At 67.9% G+C, this 1,086-nt stretch carries 1 protein-coding gene; it reads right to left on the reverse strand.

Going from position 1 to position 1,086, the window contains the following annotated elements; translation table 11 throughout:
- The coding region (locus L8M95_RS17475; protein ID WP_260487315.1) for an IS481 family transposase at window positions 1-970 on the reverse strand (970 nt) is incomplete at its 3' end.
- Window positions 971-1,086: the final 116 nt, after the last annotated feature.

Below are 1,086 nucleotides of genomic sequence, written 5' to 3' on the forward strand. Positions count from 1 at the left end.
TGTACTGCCCACGCAGGTTGTGTACGCGGTCTGCGGGTGAGGCGCCTCGTAGCGCGGTGTGGCCGCGGTGGAAATTGTAGTGGTGCAGGAATGCGGGTAGGCGAGCCGCGCGGTCGGATTCGCTGACGTACGCGGTGGCGTAGGCCCATTCTTCGAGCATGGTGCGGTTGTAGCGCTCGACCTTGCCGTTGGTCTGCGGGCGGTACGGGCGGGTGCGCTTGTGTGTGATATTGCCTCCGAGGGCCTCGGCGAAGGCGTGGGAGCGGTAGCAGGAGCCGTTGTCGGTCAGCACCCGCCGCACGGTGATCCCGGCGTCGGCGAAGTAGGCGTGGGCCCGGTGCCAGAACGCGGCCGCGGTCTCCTTGCGCTCGTCTTCTAGAAGCTCGCTGTAGGCCAGGCGTGAGTGGTCGTCGACGGCATTGTGGATGTACCAGTAGCCCATCCCGCGTTTGCGGTCACGCTTTCCCTTCACCCGGCCCAAGACCTTGTGCCCGCCTCCGTCGGGGATGCGGCCAAGTTTCTTGATGTCCACATGCACCAGATCGCCCGGCGCCTCGTGCTCGTAGCGACGCGGGCGCCGCGTGTGCGCCCGGACGGGCGCGCCGGTGGCCGGGTCGGTGAATGCCAGCCTGACGCAGCTGTAGCGGGACAGGATCTTGTGCACCGTGGACGGTTGCATGCCCAGGTGGTAGGCGATCCGGGCCGGGCCCCACCGGCGGGATACGCGCAGACCGAGCACGCGGCGTTCCCGCCGCCGCGGCGTCTGGGTCGGGTTGTGGTGCGGGCGGCTGGAGCGGTCGACCATGCCGGCCTTGCCCAGCTGCCGGTACCGGCGGGCCCACTTGCGGGCGGTGGTGACCGAGACACCGAACCGCTCCGCCGCTCGCCGCGGTACCCAATCGTCGACGACGACACACCGAGCCAGACGCAGTCTTCCCGTCGGAGTCAGCGGGGCGTTAGCGTGGGACACGAAGACCTCCGTTGTGGATGTGTTTGCTTGGTCGCTTTCACACCTCACACGGAGGTCTTCCTCATGTCAGCCCGCCATGCCGACCGGTGACACAACGTCCGTGGTCAGTACAGCTA

It is taken from the genome of Dietzia sp. B32 (assembly GCF_024732245.1).
Lineage (GTDB): Bacteria > Actinomycetota > Actinomycetes > Mycobacteriales > Mycobacteriaceae > Dietzia.